The organism is Clostridium grantii DSM 8605 (assembly GCF_900129965.1).
GTDB lineage: Bacteria > Bacillota > Clostridia > Clostridiales > Clostridiaceae > Clostridium_AF > Clostridium_AF grantii.
This window is the reverse complement of sequence record NZ_FQXM01000009.1, coordinates 85708-105229: the sequence shown is the minus strand read 5'-3', so window position 1 is coordinate 105229 and position 19522 is coordinate 85708. Positions and strand designations below refer to the sequence as shown.

At 29.2% G+C, this 19522-nt stretch carries 17 protein-coding genes; 3 read left to right on the top strand and 14 right to left on the bottom strand.

Annotation, left to right across the window (positions count from 1 at the left end; genetic code table 11):
* Nucleotides 1-155 precede the first annotated feature (155 nt).
* From galU to corA, 4 genes are all read right to left on the bottom strand, one after another.
* A complete protein-coding gene (gene galU / locus BUB83_RS09690) occupies nt 156-1031 on the bottom strand; it encodes a UTP--glucose-1-phosphate uridylyltransferase GalU (RefSeq protein ID WP_073338266.1) in 876 nt (291 codons plus the stop codon).
* Nucleotides 1032-1303: 272 nt separating this feature from the next.
* On the bottom strand, nt 1304-1696 hold the full coding sequence (locus BUB83_RS09685) for a VOC family protein (protein ID WP_073338265.1): 393 nt from the start codon (nt 1694-1696) through the stop codon (nt 1304-1306).
* Between the two features lie 64 nt (nt 1697-1760).
* The gene (locus tag BUB83_RS09680; RefSeq protein ID WP_143160513.1) at nt 1761-2720 is read right to left on the bottom strand and encodes a sugar kinase; all 960 of its coding nucleotides are present in this window, start codon (nt 2718-2720) and stop codon (nt 1761-1763) included.
* A gap of 434 nt (nt 2721-3154) precedes the next feature.
* Entirely contained in the window at nt 3155-4210 is a 1056-nt protein-coding gene (gene corA / locus BUB83_RS09675) for a magnesium/cobalt transporter CorA (protein WP_073338264.1), read from the bottom strand.
* 208 nt (nt 4211-4418) lie between these two features.
* On the opposite strand from corA, the gene BUB83_RS09670 reads away from it, so the two are divergent.
* Together BUB83_RS09670 and BUB83_RS09665 are read left to right on the top strand one after the other, a co-directional pair.
* Nucleotides 4419-5018: an acetate uptake transporter gene (locus tag BUB83_RS09670; protein WP_073338263.1), complete on the top strand. Its 600-nt coding sequence runs from the start codon at nt 4419-4421 to the stop codon at nt 5016-5018.
* Between the two features lie 276 nt (nt 5019-5294).
* On the top strand, nt 5295-6125 hold the full coding sequence (locus BUB83_RS09665; protein WP_073338262.1) for a mechanosensitive ion channel family protein: 831 nt from the start codon (nt 5295-5297) through the stop codon (nt 6123-6125).
* 27 nt (nt 6126-6152) lie between these two features.
* Here BUB83_RS09665 and BUB83_RS09660 read toward each other — a convergent pair whose 3' ends face one another.
* The 10 genes from BUB83_RS09660 to nifH form a co-directional block, all read right to left on the bottom strand.
* On the bottom strand, nt 6153-6899 hold the full coding sequence (locus tag BUB83_RS09660) for a beta/alpha barrel domain-containing protein (protein ID WP_073338261.1): 747 nt from the start codon (nt 6897-6899) through the stop codon (nt 6153-6155).
* Between the two features lie 29 nt (nt 6900-6928).
* Entirely contained in the window at nt 6929-8077 is a 1149-nt protein-coding gene (locus BUB83_RS09655; protein ID WP_073338260.1) for a homocitrate synthase/isopropylmalate synthase family protein, read from the bottom strand.
* A 344-nt stretch (nt 8078-8421) separates the two neighbouring features.
* Nucleotides 8422-8727 (bottom strand): 2Fe-2S ferredoxin, encoded by a 306-nt coding sequence (locus BUB83_RS09650; RefSeq protein WP_073338259.1) that lies wholly within the window; start codon nt 8725-8727, stop codon nt 8422-8424.
* A gap of 26 nt (nt 8728-8753) precedes the next feature.
* Complete coding sequence (gene nifB, locus BUB83_RS09645; RefSeq protein WP_479723232.1) at nt 8754-11573, bottom strand: nitrogenase cofactor biosynthesis protein NifB; 2820 nt, start codon at nt 11571-11573, stop codon at nt 8754-8756.
* Complete coding sequence (nifE, locus tag BUB83_RS09640) at nt 11524-12957, bottom strand: nitrogenase iron-molybdenum cofactor biosynthesis protein NifE (protein WP_073338257.1); 1434 nt, start codon at nt 12955-12957, stop codon at nt 11524-11526. Before nifE ends, nifB begins: the two co-directional genes overlap by 50 nt.
* Before the next feature lie 295 nt (nt 12958-13252).
* Nucleotides 13253-14626, bottom strand: coding sequence for a nitrogenase molybdenum-iron protein subunit beta (nifK, locus tag BUB83_RS09635; protein ID WP_073338256.1), 1374 nt, complete (start codon nt 14624-14626; stop codon nt 13253-13255).
* Nucleotides 14620-16239 carry a nitrogenase molybdenum-iron protein alpha chain gene (gene nifD, locus BUB83_RS09630; protein ID WP_073338255.1) on the bottom strand — a complete coding sequence of 540 codons (1620 nt, stop codon included), beginning with the start codon at nt 16237-16239 and terminating at the stop codon, nt 14620-14622. The genes nifK and nifD overlap by 7 nt, the downstream gene beginning before the upstream one ends.
* A gap of 29 nt (nt 16240-16268) precedes the next feature.
* Nucleotides 16269-16649 carry a P-II family nitrogen regulator gene (locus BUB83_RS09625; protein WP_073338254.1) on the bottom strand — a complete coding sequence of 127 codons (381 nt, stop codon included), beginning with the start codon at nt 16647-16649 and terminating at the stop codon, nt 16269-16271.
* 13 nt (nt 16650-16662) lie between these two features.
* Entirely contained in the window at nt 16663-16989 is a 327-nt protein-coding gene (locus BUB83_RS09620) for a P-II family nitrogen regulator (protein ID WP_073338253.1), read from the bottom strand.
* A 304-nt stretch (nt 16990-17293) separates the two neighbouring features.
* On the bottom strand, nt 17294-18130 hold the full coding sequence (gene nifH, locus BUB83_RS09615) for a nitrogenase iron protein (protein WP_073338252.1): 837 nt from the start codon (nt 18128-18130) through the stop codon (nt 17294-17296).
* Nucleotides 18131-18579: 449 nt separating this feature from the next.
* On the opposite strand from nifH, the gene BUB83_RS09610 reads away from it, so the two are divergent.
* The gene (locus tag BUB83_RS09610) at nt 18580-19479 is read left to right on the top strand and encodes a M15 family metallopeptidase (RefSeq protein ID WP_200801460.1); all 900 of its coding nucleotides are present in this window, start codon (nt 18580-18582) and stop codon (nt 19477-19479) included.
* Nucleotides 19480-19522 lie beyond the last annotated feature (43 nt).

Genomic DNA, 19522 nt, shown 5'->3' with positions numbered 1-19522 from the left:
TTAATTTAAAAATCTCCATAATTATTAATTATATATACTATCTATTAATACATTATACATTAAATAATTATTTCAAACAAAAAGAAATACCACACTAATAGTTTATTTTATTAATGTAATATTTCTTCTATTTCTTCTATTTCTTATATTACTTTTTATTTTTTATATTTTTCTTGTAATTTTATTAAATACTCTGTAAATGGTTCTTTTAAGTCTTCTCTTTTAAGAGCAAATTCTATTGTTGCTTCTAAAAAACCTAATTTATCTCCTACGTCATATCTTCTTCCTACAAAATTATAAGCATACATAGCTTCCTGTGATGCCAAAGTTAAAAGTGCATCAGTTAATTGAATTTCTCCACCTTTTCCTGGCTTAGTATTTTCTAAAATTTCGAAAATTTTAGGCGTAATTATATATCTACCAAGAATTGCAACATTGGAAGGTGCTTCTTCTTTTGAAGGTTTTTCAACTAATCCTTTAACTTTATAGACTCTATCTTCTATGTGCGTTCCTTTTACAATACCATACTTGCATACATCTTCATCTGGAACTTCTTGCACTCCTAATATACTTGTTTTATATTCATTAAAGCAGTCTATCATTTGTTTTAAACAAGGAACTTCACTATCAACTACATCATCCCCTAGTAAAACCGCAAAAGGTTCATTGCCAACAAATGCTTTTGCACAACTTATAGCATGCCCAAGACCTTTAGGTTCTTTTTGTCTTATATAATGAATATCTACCATATTAGTAATATCCCTTACCATTTGAAGCATATCAGTTTTATTATTGCTTTCAAGCTGAAGTTCTAACTCTACTGATTTATCAAAATGGTCTTCAATAGCTCTTTTATTTCTTCCTGTTATTATTAATATTTCTTCAATACCTGATGCCACTGCTTCTTCTATTATGTATTGAATTGTAGGTTTATCTACTATTGGTAACATTTCTTTTGGTTGTGCTTTTGTTGCTGGTAAAAATCTAGTTCCCAATCCTGCTGCTGGAATTATTGCTTTTCTCACTTTCATAAAAACACTCCTTCATAGTTGGCTATGATTCTATTTGAATAGCCTTATATTTTATATTTGATTTATACCCATTCGAAAATATTATACCATAACTTTACTATTTTTTTGTATTAATCTGTAATTAATTTCAAATAAAATAATTATAGTCATTATAATTATTTTCCTGAATCTATTTTTTAAACATTTTTTTTATTTTCACCTTTCCTACAATAAAAAAGCCCCTTTTTATTTAAAAAGAGACTTTTTTATTCATACTATATTATAAGGTTATATTAGGGTGCTAATTTTTGGTCTTCAGGTCTATATATGAAGTGAAGTATATTTCCTTCTATATCTCTGAAGAAAACTGTTGAAACGCCTTTGTCGCTTGTAGTCAAATCAGTTACAATTTCAACATTATTATCTACAAGATTCTTATATTCTTTTTCTATATCATCAGTACTAAAAGCAATATGTCTAATTCCTTGTTTTCTATTATTAAAAGTATCAATATTATCTTCCGATGCATAAATCTCAATCATGCTACCATCTTCCATCAATAAAAAATAAGTAGGTCTTTCCTTTTGGCTATCATAAACAATTTTAAAATCAAATAATTTAACATACCAATCTTTCAAAGCTTTAGTATCTTTTCCACAAATTCCAACATGCTCCATTCCTATCATAAGAACACCCCTTTTAATTTGATATATTTATTTTATTGTTCACTCATATACATACTACTTAAATCTATCTATCAACACTCTCTGTGATACCAATAAAACTTTCTAATTGCTCTATATCTGGATAGCCTTCCATGTCTCCTCTTACTAAAACTGCCATTGCACCTACTCCATTAGCATACTTAGCACAATCTTCTAAACTTAATTCTTTCAAATATCCTGATAGAAAACCTGCTGCAAATCCATCTCCTGCACCAACGGTATCTTCTACCCTTTTTATCGGATATCCTTCTACATATATTTTTTCATCTTTTGATTGAACATAACATCCTTTTTCTCCAAGTTTAACAACTACCAATTTACAACCAAGTTTTATAAACTCGTCAGCAATCAATTCTGGATTATCTGTTCCTAAAAGCTTTTTACCTTCATCTTCTCCTGGGAAAATTATATCTGCTTTCTCTGCTATTTTTAAAATAACTTCCTTAGCTTCATTAAGTTTCCACAATTTCAATCTTATATTTGGATCAAAAGATACAATAACATTGTTTTCTTTTGCTATCTCTACTGCTTTAAAAACTGCTTCTCTCGCACTTTCAGAAATTGCTGGAGTAATACCTGTTATATGCAGAATCTTAGCTGATTTAAGATAATCTTCATCCAAATCTTTTACACCTATATGGCTTGCTGCAGAATTTTGTCTATAATAATACACATTAGGATTAGTATGTTGAAACCTTTCTTTGAATATAATTCCAGTTTTTCTTTCTTCATCAAAGCCAACTCTAGATACGTCTACTCCCTCTCCCATAATTACCGATTTAATATACATTCCAAAAGCATCATTGCCTAGCTTTGAAAACCAACCAACATTGTGCCCTAACTTAGCAAGTGCAATAGCAACATTGGACTCAGCCCCACCTATTGATTTACTAAAATTATTTGCATATCTTAGTGGACCTATATTATCTGGATTAAATAAAACCATTGTTTCACCAAAAGTAACTACTTCTAAAGTTTTTTCCACGTTAATTCCTCCACTTTACTGCTAATATAAATAATTATGAGTTTCTAATAATTTATTTGTTGTTTCTTATTATGAAACCAAGTTTTAAACTAATTTTATAAATAAAAGCTATGCTTCAAATATAGTTTTTATAACTTGCAATAAAAATTTATCATTACTTCATTGTGGTTTCGTAATATAAAACATAGTTTCATTTCTTTTTTAAGTTTAACATATTTCTTTTTTAATGTCTATATTTTTTTGATTTTTTTATACTTTTTATGCATATTTCATGGGTTTTATGCTTAAATTAGTATTTTGTTTGATTCTATACTTATATTTTACGTTTATATTTATATTTTATATTTATATTCTATGTTTATATTTATAATTTTTTATACTTATTTTACTTATTTTTGTAAAATATTTTATAGGTATCACAATTCAACTATAAATTACATCCATTTTCTTTTCTTAAAAATATAAAGCATACTAATTGATATAATAAAACATAATAAAATAAATATTGGATATCCATATTTATAAGATAACTCTGGCATATAATTAAAGTTCATTCCATATATTCCTGCTAAAAAAGTTATAGGAATAAATATAGCTGAAAATATAGTTAAAGTTGTCATAACTTTATTCATTCTATTGCTCATATTTGATAAATGAGTATCAAACATAGTTGAAATCATTTCTCTATAAACCACAATATAATCCATTATTTGATTAACATGATCATTTAAATCAGATAAATAAATTCTTGTTGGTTCAGTAAGCAGTGAATAATCCTTTTGAAGTTCATTTACTATTTCTTTTATAGGCCAAACTGCTGTTTTTAATAAAAGTAATTCTTTTCTTAATTTATATATCTCTGGCAAAGGATTAGATTCATTATCATTTATAAGAATATCCTCTTCTAATTCATCAATTTTATCTTCTATCTCATCTAGCAAAATATAATAATTATCTACAATTGAATCAATTAAGCAATATAATAAATAATCCATATGTCTTTTGTTGATTGAGCCTAATTTATTCGCTATTCTTTTTCTTATAGGGTCAAAAACATCTTTCTCTATTTCTTGAAAGGTAATTAAAGTATTTCCATGCAGAATCATAGATACTTGTTCACTATTAATTCTTAAATTATTTTCTTCAAATGTAAGCATTTTTATTACAATAAAAATATAATCATCATAAATTTCTATTTTGGGTCTGTGACCAATATGAAGAATATCTTCCACAACTAACGAATTTAAATTCACATATTCCATTACTTCTTCTACAACCTCTGATTCATTTATTCCAACTATATTTATCCATGTATTTTCTTCAGCTTTCCAATCTATTTCTTTTAGATTATTTACTGATTCTCTTTTATAATCACTTTCGTTATACATTATATACTCTATCTTTGTTTCAAAAGATTCTTTATTTCCAGTATAAATAGCACTACCAGGTGCTTTACCTATTTTTGATATATTTCTTTTCATTTGTCCCATATATAATTTCCCCTTTAACTATTATAACAATTTCTTCTATTTTATCATTAATTCATTATTATTTCTTCATTTCTGAAAATGTACTCAAAAGCAAATTTTCAAACTTTATAATATTTATTATTTTCCATTGAAGTGTTTTAAGAATTTTGCTATACTTATTAAGGTTGTAAATTCGACTTTGTTCGACTCATTTAGGAGGGTTTTATTAATGGAAGAAAGAAAAATTGTTGTTGCTGATCCTACTGCTTTAGGATTATTTGGATTAGCTATGGTTACTTTAGTTGCCTCTTCACAAAAACTTGGTTTAACTACAGGTGTTTCACTTATTTTACCATGGGCAATATTTTTAGGAGCTGCGGCTCAATTATATGCTTCAATTCAAGATGCAAAAAAAAATAATGTATTTGGTGCTACTGCTTTTGGTGGATTTGCATTCTTTTGGTTTGGTGTTGCTTTAACTTGGTTAATACAAAATGGAGTTTTTGGTGCTAAACTTGCTGAAACTGCTGATGTAAGACAATTAGGTTTTGCTTTTGTTGGTTATCTTATTTTCTCAGTTTATATGACAATAGGTGCTATGGAAGTACACAAGGTATTATTCTTAATATTTTTATTTATTGATTTCTTATTTATAGGTTTATCATTAAGTACTTTAGGAATTGCTCCTGAATTTGGACATGCTTTTGCTGCTTACTCTGAATTTATAATAGCTATGCTATCATTCTATGGTTCAGCTGCTGCAGTTTTAAATTCACACTTTGGAAAAATATTTTTACCTGTTGGAAAACCATTCGGGATATTCAAATAAAATATGTGTATATAAAAAAAAGATGCTCTGCATCTTTTTTTTATATGTAAATTCTTACAAAATATTCATCTTATAGATATCCCAGTTCAACTATTAATTTATACATGTCCAAAACTCCTAGAAGTGTGGAGATTTTGTACAAGTATAAATTAAGTTTCACAATGGGATTCCTATAATATATTGACCTTCATAATCTTATTAATTATAATTTTAATAAGAATTTTTTTATTCTTATGGGAATATTAATTCTATAATCAATTTAAAAGGAGATTTACATTGAAAAATTTTTTTTTACAAGCAGCAGCGGATTTATCTAATGTTTCCATATTAACAAAAGTTATAGCTACCTTAGCAATACTTTTCTTTTCAAATATATTAATAAAATTTTGGAACAGAAACTTAGATAAAAGTGCTTTAAAACCCTCTACAATTATGAAAACCAAACAGAATTATTCATTAGTTGTGAAGACAATAACTGGAGTTATTCTATTGACCATCTGGTATAACTCAAAAGACATATTAACCTTTTTAGGACTATTTTCAGCCGGCTTAGCTTTTGCCTTAAGAGATGTTGTTGCCAATTTTCTTGGATGGACAGTAATAAATTCTAAAAAAGTATTCAAAGTTGGAGATAGAATTAAAATAGAAGATAATGTAGGTGATGTTCTCAAAATTGATTGGTTTCACACTACAATTCTAGAGTCAAAAAAAGAACATAGTTACTACGGACAAAGCACTGGTAGATATATTCATATTCCTAATGTGAAAATACTTACTCAAGATGTTGTTAATGAAAACACAACTTTTCCCTATACTTGGAATGAGATTCCCTTTAGCTTATCTTCAGAATCAGATTGGAAAAAATCAAAAGAAATTATTCAAGAAGCTGCTGATAAAATATTAGGTAACAAAGTAGCCGAAGTTACTGAAGCTTTAGAAAATGCATCAAAAGAGTACCCTATATACTATACAAATTTAGGACATACCATTTACACTTCAATGGATAAGGATACAATTACATTGACCTTAAGATTTATGTGTAAATCTAAAAATTTTAGAAATATTGAACATTCTATTGTTGAATACTATTTACAAATGACCAAATAATACTCAGCTTGGCTGTTCCACGTAGATTTATCTGCACCTCATAGCCAAGCTATCCAACTCTTTAACCTTATAATAATCGCAATTACCTGCCCTCTCCCCTATACCATTCAAAGTACAGTTCACATAACCTGCCCCCGCTTTAACAGCTGCTATAGAGTTTGCCACTGCCATACCAAAATCGTTATGGGCATGAATTTCAATTCCTAGATTAAATTTATTTTTTATTCTACTTACTATTTCAAAAGTTTTACTAGGCGTCATAATACCTACAGTATCTGCAAGTCTTATTCTAGATACTTGATTTTCTTCACATACTAAACATAATTCTTCTAAAAAATTAATATCTGCTCTAGTTGCATCTTCAAAACCAACTGTTATTTTTCTTTTTTTACTATCAACAAACTCTAAACATTGAATTAAATTGTCTATTACCCATTGCTTATCTTTTTTTAATTTACTATTTATTTGAATATCGGAGCTTGGAGCTGATATATGAATTATATCCACTCCACAATCAAGAGAATGTTTAATATCCTCAATATTCATTCTATTCCATGATGAAATCTTAGCTTTTAAACCAAGTTTCATAATTTCACAAATACTTTCCTTTTCTTCGCCCTTCATAGCTGGAATGCCTGCTTCAATTTGATAAATACCCATTGAATCTAATTTAGTTGCCATTTTTATTTTTTCTATTTTACTATAAGCAATCCCTGCTTTCTGCTCTCCGTCTCTCATTGTTGTATCAACAACTCTATAACTTAAAATTCCCATGAAATCACCCTCTTGTATTATATTTTAATTTACAATTCACATTCACTAACCAAATTAAAAATAATTTGATTATCCATTACTCCACTATTTAAAATACTTTTTTCTCTTATTCTATCCAACAAATTTGAAAGTTCCTCTTTCTTAAAATTAATACCTAGCTCTTTTAATTTTATTTCTAAGCCTTTAGACCCTGAATGTTTTCCTAATATAAATTCTCTTTTTTGCCCTATAATTTCTGGATTAAAAGGTTCATAAGTAGATGAATCCTTATTAATTCCATCAACATGTATTCCTGATTCGCATTTAAATATCCCGCTGCCTATAACCGGTTTATTATCTTCAATTATAAAATCTGTTAGTTTTTCAAACAAACCTTTAACCTGTGGAAATAAATTTGTTGTGCTTTTTATTTCTTTTTTATAAATAATATTTAAAGCCATTACTACTTCTTCAAAACAAGCCCAATTGTTAATGCTTTCTGACTTGAACCCATTAAAACTCAAATTTATATAGTCCACACCTTCATCATATAATTCAACAGCCAAAGCAGTTGCTGAAAAAGATTTATTATCAGGACAAATCCAAATATCAATATTTTCGCCCATACAAACAAGTTTATTTTTAAACTTCTTAATATTAACTCCTATTTCATGGGGATATTCTTCGCTCAATCCAAAAATCTTTATGCCTTTAAAATCACATAAATCTATTTTACCCTTTAGTTCTTCAATTTGTAATAAAGCCTTTTCCAGATTATTAGCATAAATTTCTAATATAATTTTAATATTCTTTTTTTTGATTTTATCCAAATCATATTCAACACTTGAGTTTTCTACAATATTTTTATTGATAACTACAGTATCAAACCCATATTTTTGTATATAAAAAAAATCTTCTTTTTTTTCTAAATTAAAAATATATTTAATATCTCTAGGCAGATTTTTCAGCAATTCAATAGTTATACTATTAATTTCTTGGAGGTCTGCACCTAAAATTTTCATTAACTCAATCAAATCAGTTATGTCTTCCCTTATGTCTTCCTTTTTTTTATGAGTCCTGTCCCCGACCCCATTAAGTATTCTTCGGTACCTGTCCCCGTCAAATTCTCTAAATTCTCTTGATTTAATATAACTTGAAATTTCTAAAACGCTTCGATCTATTATTCTAGTTTTATTCACATGAATACCCCCTTTTTTTATAATTCATATTAGATTCACTAAAATCATCCTTGTTTTTTCATCAAATGCTCTATTAAATCCTCAATAAACCTTCTTTAAATACTTAATATAAAGGAGAAAAGACTAAAGAGTGTGTAACATATTCTTTAGTCTAAAAAAATATTTTAAAAAAGCAGGAGTACCAAAATAAATTCAACATTAAAGATAACAGGGACGTCTTATCCTTAATTTAAGAGAATAAACTTCTTTACCGACAAGTTAAAAAAATTTATTTGCTCCTGCATAGTAATTAGCAATTAATTTCCTAGGTAATAATCAATAATTTAATAAAATAAACTTATCTATTAAATCATTAGTCTTCCAACAGGTTCATCATTCTCAATATAAGATTCTATTATTTCTTCTATATCATCTTCAGTAACATTTCCATACCAAACACCCTCTGGATAAACTACCATAACAGGTCCTTTTTCACATATTCCAAAGCATCCTGTATTAGTAACCATTACGTCTGATAAATCTCTGTCTCTAATTTCCTCATTTAACATTTCTACTAAATCCACAGCACCCTTTTGGTGACAAAAACCTTTTTGAACACCATTTATTCTACAGCTAGTACACACAAAAATATGCTTCTTAATATTCATCATTTCTATATTCCTCCCTTATTTTGTTTTTAACTTGCCAATAGATTTTCTTTAGCCGCTTTTATTGCTTTATGAATTCCATCATACATTTGGAAAACTTTTATTCCTTTTTTAGATAATTCTTGTACTGGTTTTTCTCCCGCTCTTAAAGTTAATACTGCTTGACAATCCTCAACAGATTTATATATCTTATCTAATTTAGAGGTTTTATCTTCTTTTACACTTTCATCTAAATATTCATTATTCTCAACACAAGTTTTTCCATTACAATATTTTTCAACATTTCTTTTTTCAATGAAAGTAATATTCCCATCTATCTCATCATAAATATAAAATTCACTTACTTGCCCGAAATGTTGATCTACATTAATTCCAGTGCTTGATGCTATAGCAAATCTATATTTAGGAGTTTTAGAGGTTTTGTTACTAAAATCGCCTATACTAACAACCTTATCCTTGCTCTCACTTGAACATCCCCCACCAGAACATCTAAATTCTATGGATCTATCCTGTTCTAAAGTTCCTATTGCATCAGCTCTACATTGTTTACAATGATACATTTGCTTCATATCTACTTCACAGGTTTTTCTCATTTTATCAAGTTCAAGTTTGCTAGTTAAAGGTTGGTTTTCAAATACACTTCCTGGTGCAGGTATCATTTGCATTATATTTGTTATATAAGCACCCATTTCCTTAACTTTTTTAACCACATCAGGTATATGTTCAGCATTAACACCTTTTACCATAACTATATTCACCTTACAAATTATTCCTTTAGAAGCCAAATACTGAAGTCCAGATAATTGATTTTGTAGAATTATTGTTGCACCCTCTACCCCTGAGAGTTTTCTTCCTAAATAATTCACATTTTTATAAATTTTAGCTCCAATTTCTGGGTCAACTGTATTAATTGTTATGGTAACATGACTTATTCCAAGTCTAATAATTTCTTCTGCATAAAAAGGAAGCATTAACCCATTGGTTGAAAGACAGAATGTAATAGTAGGATCTTCTGCTTTAATTAATTCTATAGCTTTTCTTGTTTCATCAAAATTAGCTAAAGCATCTCCTGGACCAGCTATCCCTATAACTTTTAAATTTGGCATTTTCGATTTCACCAACTTAAATTTTTCTAAAGCTTGCTCTGGATTCAATACTTCACTTGTAACCCCTGGTCTACTTTCATTTGGACAATCATATTTTCTGCTACAATAATTACAACTTACATTACATTTTGGTGCTATTGGAAGATGCATTCTTGCATAGTCATGAGCTCCTTGGTTATAACAAGGATGTTTTTCTGTTTTTTCTTTTATTGTTTCAAGTTCAATAGACTTCTTCAATATATCCTTGTTTTCTATTTCCATATCCATTTCTACTGCACCCCCTATATTTGAAAGCTTTTTATCTAACCTGTCCCCGAATTTTGCCGATATTTTTCTTGTTTCACATGTCCTGTCCCCAACTTTTTCAGCTTTTTTATAATATTTATTGTACATTTCTTCTCTAAAAGATGTTTCTTTCTTAGATAACATCACATTTGCTGTTTCTTCTATTAAATCCATAGTTCCTTTATAACCTGTGATACATTTTCTTTGAGCTCCAATCCTATCATGTATTGGAAATCCTACTCTAACTAAAGCAATCCCATGATTTTCTTCTATCCTTCGCCCATCTGAATTTCCTATCATAATATTAGCTTTTTCTTTTAATGCCACCTGTTCTATAGTTTCAAAGTCAGTATCATCAAGAATTATAGCTCTTTCATCTAAATTATTTAAAAAATAAATATTTTCAATTAATTCTTTTAATTTTTTATTTACAGAACCTGTAGCAACAGATATAGGTTTTATTCCATTTTCTAAACAAAGTTTTGTAATGCCATAAGCAAGTTCTGGTTCTCCATAAATTATTGCTCTTGCTTCTGAGTTATATTTATGAGCATCAATCATTGCATCCAATAATAATCCTCTTTGTTTTTTATATTTTGCTGGCATTGGTTTTTTAGTTATAGAAGATAAAATTTCAAAGAAAATATCAGTATTTTCAAGTCCTATAGGAATAGCACATTTATACAAAGGAACCCCATATTCTTCTTTTAAGTATTCTCCTGGAGAATAGGCTTTTTCTATAGTAGCTCCCATTTCTATGGTTGCAATAGATCCCCCCATAATTTCTATATCTTCTATTTTAGTTCCTCCATCAGGAAGTCTTTTAAATTCTGTAGTAAAAGGAGCATCTAATGTATCTGAAACATCTGGAAGTAGAACATATTCTACAGAAAAATCTTCTAATATTTCTTTTAAAGCTTTAATGTCCCCAGGATTTAAATTTCCAGCGATTATATTAATCTTGCTATTTTTCTTTGTTTTCTTAGTTAAATTTACAACCATTGATTTAAGTGCTCTGTAATAACCCTCTGCTTGAGTGCCTTCATACCCTGGCGTTGGTACTGGAACTATTTTCACATTATTTAATTCAGGTTTTTCTTCTCTTAGTTCAAGAATTATTCTTTCTATATCCTCTCCAATAGTTTCTGCTAAACAAGTAGTTTGAACTCCAATCACACTAGGTTCATAGGAAGAAAGTACATTCATAATTCCCTTCTTTAAATTATCTGCTCCGCCATAAACCGTTCCTTGTTCCGTTAAAGATGAAGAAGCTATATCAATAGGTTCATTATAATGAGTAGCCATATGTCTTCTAATATAAGTACTACATCCTTGGGACCCATGAAGAATTACCATAGCTTTTTCGATTCCTTTAAAAGCCATGACCCCTCCCATAGGCATACACATCTTACATGGATTCACATTCAAGTTCACATAGTTCCTTGACATAGTTATCATCTCCCTTCATCTTTTCTTGTTTTATAAATTTCCACACAGGATTATTTACACTTTCATGTACTTCCCTAGCAAAATTGATAGCTCCCTCAAATCCAGTTAAAGGGTGTTTTCTTTCATGATTATGATCAACAAAAGCTAATCCCAATTTATAAGCTAAAGGTCTTTCTTTAACTCCTCCAACTAAAATATCTGCTTCAGTTTGCTTTACGAATTTTTCAATTTCATAAGGATTGGTATCATCTAAAATTATTGTTCCTTCATCTGAAATACTTCTTATTATTTCATAATCATCTTTTTTACCTGTTTGAGTTCCAACCATTACAGTTTGAATTCCAAGATCATTGAATTGCTTTATTAATGATATTGCTTTAAAAGCTCCCCCAACATTAATAGCTGCTTTTTTACCTTTTAATTTTTCTCTATAATAAGCTAATTCTTTATCTGTTTTAGCGAACATTTCTTCTATGAACTTCTCTGCTTTCTCTTTCATTTCTTCATCGCCAATTACATCAACAATAGTTCTAATAGATTGAATAGTATCCTCTACCCCTATAAAACTAATTTTTACAAAAGGAATATCATACAATTCCTCCATTTTTTTAGCAAGAAATGTCATTGACCCCGCACATTGAACAATATTTAAAGTAGCCGATGGTGCTTTAATTATCTCGTCATAACTGGCATCTCCAGTTATTTTAGATATAATATTAATACCCAGATTCTTTAAATAGTTCGTCAACATCCACATTTCTCCTGAAAGATTGAAATCTCCCAAGAAATTTATACCTTCAACTTTTTCTTGTTTTTCTTCACCCATTAATGATATTAATGCGTTGCACGCTGCTTTATATCCCATGGATTTGTTACCCGCAAAACCTGGAGAAAAAACTGGAATTACTCTAATACCGTAATCTTTCTCCGCTTGTCTACAAACTGCTTGAGTATCATCCCCAATTACACCTACAATACAAGTTGAATAAACAAAAATTAATTTAGGATTATTTTGTTCAACTATCTCTTTTATAGCTTCTGTTAATTTCTTTTCTCCTCCAAAGATTATATCTTTTTCCCTTAAATCTGTAGAAAAACTATTTCTATAAATTTCTTCTCCACTACTCAAACTTCCTCTAATATCCCAAGTATAGCTTGCACATCCAATAGGTCCATGCACAATATGATAAGCGTCTGTAATAGGATTCAAAACTACCCTTGCCCCGCAATAAACACATGCTCTTTGGCTAACGGATCCAGATACACTATTCCCATCACAATTCATATTCATACCACATTCTCCAGAATTAACATGAATAGATTTTTCTCTTTCCTTTATTGGTGTAACATTGATCTCAGTCCCGTGAGAATCTAAGTTTTTTCCATCTTTCATATTAAAGCCCCCCTTTTTAAATAATCCCCCTACCAGTTTTTATTTACCTATGTCAAAGTCCCTAGCTATTTATAAATATATATTATCTATTTTTTTATATTTATAATTGTATAATGTAAATTTTCAAGTAATTAAAAACTTGCATTATATAATTATTTATATAATTATTTATATAATTATTTGTATAATTATTTGAATAATAGGGGCGGCGTGGAAACCGCCCCCTACATCCTGATTTATTTTATCTTTACGATACATTATAAAAATTACATTTTGTATTACATCATAATTAGTATTACATTACCATTTCAAAATCTTCTTCTGCACAATCACGATCTTGTCTATCTAAGATTGCGTTTGTAAACATTTCTATTATTCTTATAGCTCCTTTGTATCCTGTAGTTGGCATATAAGCATGAGCATATCTATCAATTATTGGGAAACCAAATCTGATCAGTGGAATGTCTTCCGCTCTTGATATAAATTTAGAGTGAGTTGTTCCTACCAATAAATCTACTGGCTCATTCTTAATCCATTGATGCAATTCAAATAAATCTCCTGATGCTTTATATTTACATTCTTCTTCTATTCCTGCTTTAACTAAAATAGCTTTGATTTGTTTCTCAAAACTTGCTCCTGGAGTTCCTGTTACTATATATTTAGGGATCATTCCCAAACTTACTACAAATTCAGTCATACTTATTACAGTATCTGGATCTCCAGATATGGCAACTTTTTTTCCATATAAATATTGATGAGAATCAAGCATTAAATCTACTAATTGTGTTCTTTCTTCTTCAATTTCATAAGGAACTTCTTTATCTGTTAATTTGCAAACAGTCATTAAAAATCTATCTACTGCTTCTATTCCTATTGGCATAGTCAAAGTATCCATAGGTACTTTACATTTTTTATCTAACTCAGCTGCACCTGCTTCTGAAGAGAAAGATCCTAATGCTAAAGTATGTTTTGAATTTCCTGTATCTTTTACATCTTCTAATTTTGTTCCACCAGCTGGATACATATCATAGTGTCCAGTCATTCCAGCATCTACAACTCCAGAAGTATCAGGCATCATTATAAAAGGAACCCCTAAAAGTTGTAACAATTTTTTAATTTCTCTTATATCACCGGGACTAACAAATCCAGGTATAATATTTATTTTTTCATTAGGAGTTTCTGTATTCTCTGCTAAATAAGTTACTATTGCTTTTACCATATTTGAATACCCTGTTACATGAGAACCAACATAACTTGGAGTACTAGCATGAATAACATGTTTTCCCTCTGGAACTATTGATTGAGATTGAGCTATAATAGTTTTTAAATCATCACCAATTGTTTCTGATAAACAAGTTGTGTGAACTGCAATAATATCTGGCTCATATATTTCAAATATATTTTTTACAGCAGTTTTCATATTAGATCCACCGCCAAATACACATGCTCCCTCTGTAAATGAACTAGTAGATGCCATTATTGGATCCTTAAAATGTCTAGTAAGTTGCATTCTATGATAAGAGCAACATCCTTGAGAACCATGACTATGGGGTAAACACTTATGGATTCCTAATGCAGCATACATTGCACCTATAGGTTGGCAAGTTTTCGCTGGATTTATTCTTAAAGCTTTTCTTTCATATAATTCTTTTGGCGTTTTATCTAACATGATGCCACCTCCTCCTCAACATTTCCTACTATCATTGGTTCCGTTTTCCAAGGTGCTGTTACATATTTCCAACTTGGAGTATAAACACCCATATCTGTATCTCTTGCAAAATTTATTGCTCCTCTAAATCCAGCATAAGGACCAGAGTAATCATAGGAATGAAGCTGTTTTGCCATAACTCCCATTTTCTTAGCTACAAATACATCTTTGATTCCCGAGAAAAACATATCTGGTTTTAAAATCTTAATAAATGTTTCTGTTTCATAATGATTTAAATCATCGATGATTATAGATCCTTCTGGAGAATCTTTTATTAATCCTTTATATTCATTAAGAGGTATTACTTTCTTTAACTCTTCAAGTTTTTCTGGAGAAATAATTACTCTATAATTCTTTTCATCCTTTTGAACCTTTAATTCTTCAATATTTTTACTATCAGCATCAGGCTTTATAAAAGGAATAACTTCTCTTCCTTCATAGTCATCTCTATGAGCAAATTCATATCCCGAAAGAATTGTTTCAACACCAAAAGTACTTAATAAATTTTGATAATGATGTGATCTAGAACCTCCTACATATAAGAAAGCTGTTCTTCCTGATAATCTTTCAGAATAATATTCAACTTCACCTTCAATAGCTTCCAATTCTTCTGCTATAACTGCTTCTGTTCTTGCTGTTAATTCTTCATCATCAAAGAATATAGCCATATCTCTTAGGGTTTGACTAAAAGCATCTATACCAATGAAATTAGTTTTTAACCATGGCGTACCATATTTTTCTTCTAACATTTCAGCAATGTAGTTTATTGATCTATGACATTGAACTAAATTCAAATCTGCTTTATGAGCATTTTTTATTCTTTCAATAGACCCGTCCCCAGTTAATGTAGCTATTACATTGTATCCAATTTTATTAAGAACCCTTTCAACTTCCCAAGCATCTCCACCAATGTTGTATTCTCCAAGAATATTGATGTTGAATTTCTTATCTGAGAAATCTTTATTTCCTTTACCTATTACATCTTTAATAAACTTATTGTTTGCAATATGGTGTCCTGCTGATTGACTAACCCCTTTATATCCTTCACAATTAAAGGCTAAAACTTGTATCCCATACTCTTTTTCAGCTTGAACAGCTACAGCATTAATATCATCACCAATAAGTCCAACAGGACAAGTAGCAGATATAGAAATAGCTTTAGGATTAAATAACTCCATAGCCTCTTTAATAGCTAATTTCAATTTTTTCTCTCCACCGAAAACTATATCACTTTCTTGCATATCTGTAGAAAAACAATATTCAATAAAGTTTTCTCCAGCTGTATCTCCCTCTTTTTCTGCTGTTGCTTTATTTCTTCTTGTACCCCATGCATAGTATGAACATCCTATTGGTCCATGAACTATATGCACCATATCTTTTATAGGTCCAACTACAACACCTTTACATCCTGCATAACAACAACCTCTGTTAGTAATTATACCTGGAACTGTTCTAGTGTTAGCTGCTATATCTTGTGATTCATTTTCGCTGTCTTTAACAATAATATGCTTTTTCCTTTGCTTAAAGGTTTTAGCAGGGTATTTTTCTAGCGCCTTATCTACAATATTCTTCACTATAATCCACCTCACTTTAATTTTCTGTTCTAAATTGCTAACTCGTTTGATTCACCCGTTCTGATCCTTACTGTTTCTGGAATATTCACAACAAATATTTTTCCATCTCCAGCATTACCTGTCATATTTGCATCTGTTATTATACTAACTACTTTTTTAACATCCTCGTCTTTTACAACTAAAGAAACCATTCTTTTTGGTATAAGTCTATACGATTCAACTAAACTACTAGCCCATGAGCTTTTAGCTAATGCTTCAGCATCAATTCCATCTAGCATTGAAAAATCAACCTTTTGCTTACCTCTACCAAGAACTTTTACACAGTTGAAAGATGGAAATCCATTATTTAATAAAGCATGTTTAGTATCATTTATTTTATTCATTCTTATTATGGCTAGGACTTCTTTCATTTTTTCTGCCCCCTTATAAAGCTTTTGTATTAGAACTTATTGTATATGCTTCTTCAACTTCAGTGATGAAAATTTTACCATCACCAAAAGCACCTTTTTCACCTGTTTTAGCATTTTTCATTATTATTTTAACTACATCATCTTTATCTTCATCATTTACAACTAACATCAACATTTCTTTTTGAATCTCATCGTAGTGAACATCTCCTACTTTAACTCCTCTTTGTTTACCTCTTCCCACTACATCCATTTTAGTAACTGCTGGGAAATTTGCATCAGATAATTCTGAAAGTACATTCGTAACTTTTTCTGGTCTTATAATAGCTCTAATCATAAACATAATATTGACCCTCCCATTATTTTTTGATATAATATTGATGATACTGACTTTCTACATAATTCGACATCACTTTTAACATTCATTGATTTTAAGAGAGCTTAAGAGATATTTCAAATAAGTGAAAATATGGGTATGGCAATTAAGCTATATCTCATTTTCAATAGTCAAGGTGCACCCCTCGTCTCGCCAAATTCGTAGGGTGTATCTTTTTTTATAAACTAATAAGCTCATTTTAATGAAACCTCCATTTATAACACTCAATTCTCTACAACACTCAATTCTCAACTCTCAACCTTTAATTAAACTAAATATCCATTAATCCAAATTCCATTAATATTTCTTCTAATCTATCTTGTGCCATTGGTTTTGGTATAACAAATAATTTATTATTATCAATAGCTTTAGCTAAAGTTCTATATTCGTCTGCTTGTGCTTCTTCCGGTGAAAATTCAATAACTGTTTGCTTATGAATTTCAGCCTTTTGTACTTGATTATCTCTAGGAACAAAATGAATTAATTGACTTCCTAATTCTTTTGCAAAAGCTTCTAACAATTCTCTTTCATTATCAACTTTTCTTGAATTACAAATTATTCCGCCTAATCTAACTCCACCAGTATTTGCATATTTTTGAATACCTTTTGCTATATTGTTAGCTGCATAAAGTGCCATCATTTCACCACTTGCAACAATATATATTTCTTGTGCTTTACCTTCACGTATAGGCATTGCAAAACCACCACATACAACGTCTCCTAATACATCATAAAAAACATAATCAAGTTCTTCTTCTTTTGTATCAGCTTCATATGCTCCAAGATTTTCTAGCATGTTTATTGAAGTTATAATTCCTCTACCTGCACAACCTACCCCTGGTTCTGGTCCACCTGACTCTACACATCTAATATCTCCATACCCTGGTTTTAAGATAGCATCTAATTCAATATCTTCCCCTTCATCTCTTAAAGTATCCAATACTGTTTTTTGTGCAAGCCCACCTAATAGTAATCTTGTTGAATCTGCTTTAGGATCGCATCCAACTACCATTATTTTTTTACCCATTTCTGCTAAACCTGCTGTTAAATTTTGTGTTGTTGTAGATTTCCCGATTCCACCTTTTCCATAAATAGCTACTTGTCTCATTTTAACTCCTCCTTACACCTATTTTATTTTTATTTAACCATAAAAATTGCAATTAATTTTTATGGTTATTAAACCAATTTAAATAAGAATCTTTTATAAAGTCATAACCTATTGCCAATTTAATAATTTTTTTTATTGCCTTATTGTTAAACTGTTAATTATTATATTGAATATATCATTTATTATTAACAAAATCAAGCTTTTTTTGATTAATAATCATATTTTTGGTATTTTTTTTATTAATTTATCAATGTATTCCTTTTCAAATTATACTTATCATAATCATTATGTTTCCAAAGATAATTTTCATTAATTTATCAATTTATATTCTAAGCTACTATAGTTATTATAGTTATTACGAATAGATTTACTCTCAAAAGGAAATTTGTGATATTATTATACTGAAATATAGATTAATTTTTTAAGACAATTTTAAATAGGAGGGAACTATGAACCATACAAAAAAGCATATATTTATTTTATTAGTAACTTTAATACTCATATTTTCATTATCAAGTTGCTCTAATAATATTGAAGAAAATAATTCCACTAATACCACAACTAATTCTGAAAATGTACAAACAGAAAAAAATAATAAAACAAATATTATAAGTGAGGATAATGCAGAAATGAAAATACTAGAAAAATCTGTTATTGATGAAAAAGAAGTTACATCGAAAATTACACCTATAGAAGATTCTATTGTAATTGAACAACAAAAACCTGAAAAATCATATGAACTTCCAGAAGGATTTGTTTATGTAGATGATATTATTCCTAATATTGTTGTAGATGCAAAGTATTCTTCAAAAGATAATTTTGTTGGAAAGATCATTGATGGATATAGTTCTAATTTAGCTATTTTAAGCAAAGAATCAGCTATTGCTTTATCATTAGTTCAAAATGATTTAAATGAAAAATCTCTTGGCCTTAAAATTTTCGACGGATATAGGCCTCAAAAGGCAGTAAATAATTTTGTTCAATGGGCTTCTGATGAAAGCGATCTTGCTACAAAAGAAATTCATTATCCAGATTTAGATAAATCCACTTTAATTCCAAGTGGGTATATTGCTAGTAAATCAGGTCATTCAAGAGGTAGTACTGTAGATTTAACTATCATAAGTCTTGAAAATTGTGAAGAACTGGATATGGGTACGGAATTTGATTTTTTTGGTGTACAAGCTCACTTTTATTATGAAAATCTTTCTGCAATACAAAAAGAGAATCGTGCTTTATTAAAATCTACAATGGAGAAACATGGATTTAAGTACTATAAAAATGAATGGTGGCACTACACTTTAGTAAATGAACCTTATAAAGATACTTATTTTGACTTTGATATAAAATAATTTTATGTAAAATAATTTAACCTAAAATAAAAAGTTGCGATTT